The 3,355-nt window shown below is 55.2% G+C and carries 2 protein-coding genes; both read left to right on the top strand.

Annotation, left to right across the window (positions count from 1 at the left end; all coding sequences use genetic code 11):
• Positions 1-488: 488 nt before the first annotated feature.
• Positions 489-1,358 (top strand): PDZ domain-containing protein, encoded by an 870-nt coding sequence (locus tag JRI89_17190; protein MBW2072966.1) that lies wholly within the window; start codon positions 489-491, stop codon positions 1,356-1,358.
• Positions 1,345-3,355, top strand: a 2,011-nt coding sequence (gspD, locus tag JRI89_17185) for a type II secretion system secretin GspD (GenBank protein ID MBW2072965.1), incomplete at its 3' end; no start/stop codon positions are given. The genes JRI89_17190 and gspD, both read left to right, overlap by 14 nt.

The raw sequence follows: 3,355 nt of genomic DNA, 5'->3' as shown, positions 1-3,355 counted from the left end.
TCCTCGCCCTAACATGTTGTCTGGTTAGCATTTACAACCAGCGTAGCCGATTGTCCTGCGCCAGTATTTTTTCAACCGGCAACAGGTAACCCGCAACGCGCAACTGATAACTGATAACCAATAACTGATAACCAATAACTGATAACTCCGGCGTAGCCGGTAAGCCTCCCAGCCTCCCAGCCTCCTAGCCTTTCCCCCTGCGCCTTGCGCCCTGCGCCCAATGCCCTAGCGATAGCGCTTTGCGCTATCGCTAGTCCCCACCTCCGAACTTTTTTGAGAAACTCTGGTCCTAATTATAAAGGCTTTTAACAGGGGGAATGCTCGGGAACGTGGAGCAGGGCTGGATTCGAGTGACGAAAAAGCAAAAGATATTCTGGGAATAGGTATGGTTTTTGCGAGTTGTAATTTTCGTTCTTTTTTGCTAAGTGTGAAGCGAAGATAGCCACACTACTGGAATCAGTGTCTCAGGAAGGAAAGAGAAAAAGGCCATGAAGCGCCGCTGGATCTACGACATTCTGGTGCTGAGCATAGTGGTGTATTTTGTGGTTGATGCGGTCATGGCCCTGGTGGGCTCCAGGGTGGCTACTGTTCCTGCGGCAATTGAGGAGACAGGAGGGGAAACAACTACAAAGCAGCCTGTGCCGCTGAAGCCTTTGAGCTATTATTCTGTGGTGGCAGAAAGAGATCTCTTTGGCGGCGGCGATGCTGGAGCAGACGTCGGCAGGGGCGGTGAAGACATAGAGCTGGCAAACATCCCTCTGGCTCTCGATGACCTCGGCCTGCGCCTGGTGGGCACAGTGGTGGCAGGCGGGCCCGTGGAAAGCGTCGCAATTATCGAGGATGCCAGAACCCGCAAGCAGGGGGTATATCACGAAGGGGACAGGGTCAAGGAAGCTCTCATCAAGAAGATCCTGCGCCTGAGTGTGGTGGTGAACACTGGAGAGCGCGACGAAATGCTCACCATGGCAACGCCGGAGAAGGGCAGGCGGGCCCCGGTTTCCCGCGCCCCTCGTCGATCTCCTCCGCGGCCTGCACCGGGCAGAACCGTACAGCTGGACAGGGATGAGATAGAATCTTCGATGCAAGACCTCAACAAACTCATGCGGCAGGTGCGCATCAGGCCATATATGGAAGGCAGGAAGCCAGCCGGCTTCCTGGTTACCAATATCAAACCTGGCAGTATTTTTGCAAAGATGGGACTCCGCAATGGTGACGTGATTCAGGCTGTAAATGATGAAGAGATCACCAGCCCCGAACAGGCAATTGATTTTTATGAGAGTCTCATGGAGGGAGGAGAAATAGCCCTGCAAATAAAACGCGGACGGCGAAAACGAGAGCTCCACTATGAAATACAGTAGCTGGTTTAGCCTAGTGAACAGCAAGAGTCCACGTGCAACTGCCCGGCTGTTGTGCTGGTTGGCATTTTCCCTGCTCCTTTTCCTGAGGCCCGCAGCTCTGGTCTACGGCGAAGAGCCCGGGAGGCCTGCCTCCACTTCGAACAAAAGCATCAGCATGGATTTTGAGCAGGTGGACATCAGAGTGTTCATCAAGTTCATCAGCGAGCTCACCGGGAAAAACTTTGTAATCGATGAAAAGGTGCGAGGAAAGATAACCGTCCTGTCTCCGTCGAAGATTTCCCTGGAGGAGGCCTACAAGGTTTTCGAGTCCGTTCTCGAGGTGCATGGCTTCACCACCGTGCCCAGCGGTGAAGTGATCAAGGTGATACCTTCTGTGGAGGCGAGGCAGAAGAGTGTGGAGACCAGGAAAGCCGTGGGCTTTGTACCGCGGCCGGACGACAGGGTCATCACCCAGATCCTGCCCCTGCGGTACGCCTCTTCCCAGGATGTGCGCAAGCTGCTGGCGCCGCTGGTTTCCAAGCAGGGAGTGGTGATTGCCTACGCTCCCACTGACATCCTTATTATTACTGATTTTCAGTCGAACATTCAGCGCTTGCTCAGAATCGTCAGAGAAATCGATGTGGAGTTTCAGGAGGCCACCATCTCGGTGATCAGGCTGGAGTATGGCAGCGCCGAAAAAATTGCTCAGAAGATAAGCCAGCTGGTGGAATCGCAGCGAAAGGTCAAGACCAGGAGGGTGAGCGCCAGACCGCCGCTCAAGATAGTTCCCTATGAAAGGACAAACGTGATCATTGTGCTGGCTGACCGGCAGAACACCAAGAGGATCAAGGACCTGGTGGCAACCCTGGATCAGCCCACTCCCAAGGGGGCCGGCAACATCCAGGTGGTATATCTGGAGAATGCCCAGGCAGAGGAACTGGCCAAGGTGCTCACGGGGCTTCCCACCAAGGAGACCAAGAAGGGCAAGAAGCCGGTCATTTCCACGGACGTGAAAATAGTGGCGGACAAGGCCACCAACAGCCTGGTGATCACGGCCAAGCCGGATGAGTTCCAGGTGCTGAAGCCCATCATCGAGAAGCTGGACATTACCAGAAAACAGGTCTACGTGGAGGCGCTGATCCTGGAGGTCTCCTCAACCAAGGACATCTCCCTCGGGGTAAACTGGAGTGTGGCTGGTAGAACCAACCTGGACAAGAGGAGCAGGGATGCGCTGATCTTCGGCAGTTCCAATATGGGGACAGCGTCACCATCACTCAACGAGGGGGGACAGCTCATCTTCCCCGGCGGTTTGAGCGCCGGAGTGGTGTCCTTCCCCATAACTATTGGTGACATCACTTTCAACAATCTGCAGGCGGTGATCAATGCGGCCAAGACAGACAATGATTTCAAGATAATCGCGACTCCCCAGTTGATGACTCTGGACAATGAGGAGGCCACGGTGGTGGTGGCAGAGAACATTCCCTTTACTACCAGGGTCGACTCGGGTACGGCAACCACGGACCGGGCGATTCAGTCCATCGAGTACCGTGACGTGGGGGTAACCCTCAAGGTTACGCCGCAGATAAATGAGAAACGCTTTGTCAAGCTCAAGATCTTCGAGGAAGTGAGCCGGGTGGTGCAGCAAACCCAGGTGGCAGGGCAGGACCAGGTGGTGCTGGCCCCCACAACCAGGAAGCGCACGGCAGAAACCAACGTGGCTGTCCAGGACGGCAACACCGTGGTGATTGCCGGCTTGCTGGGAGACGACACAGAATCTTCGGTCACCAAGGTGCCGTGCCTCGGAGACTTGCCCACCCTGGGCTGGCTTTTTCGTTCGGAAAGTCAGACAACGAGACGCACCAATCTTCTCATCTTCCTCACACCTCACATCGTTGCCAGTCCGGATGAGGCAAGGGAAATCTATCAGCAGAAGTCCGAATACATGGGGGGTGTGGATGAGGGTGCTGACCTGAAGAAGGCTCTGGAGCGTGGTTGGCAGCCCACAGCAGCCCCACCGG

Source organism: Deltaproteobacteria bacterium, from assembly GCA_019309045.1.
Lineage (GTDB): Bacteria > Desulfobacterota > Syntrophobacteria > BM002 > BM002 > JAFDGZ01.
This window is presented reverse-complemented; position numbering and strand designations above follow the sequence as displayed.

Bases quoted from the DNA above. Each gene is read 5' to 3' on its own strand.
- JRI89_17190 (MBW2072966.1), top strand. From the start codon at position 489: ATGAAGCGCCGCTGGATCTACGACATTCTGGTGCTGAGCATAGTGGTG.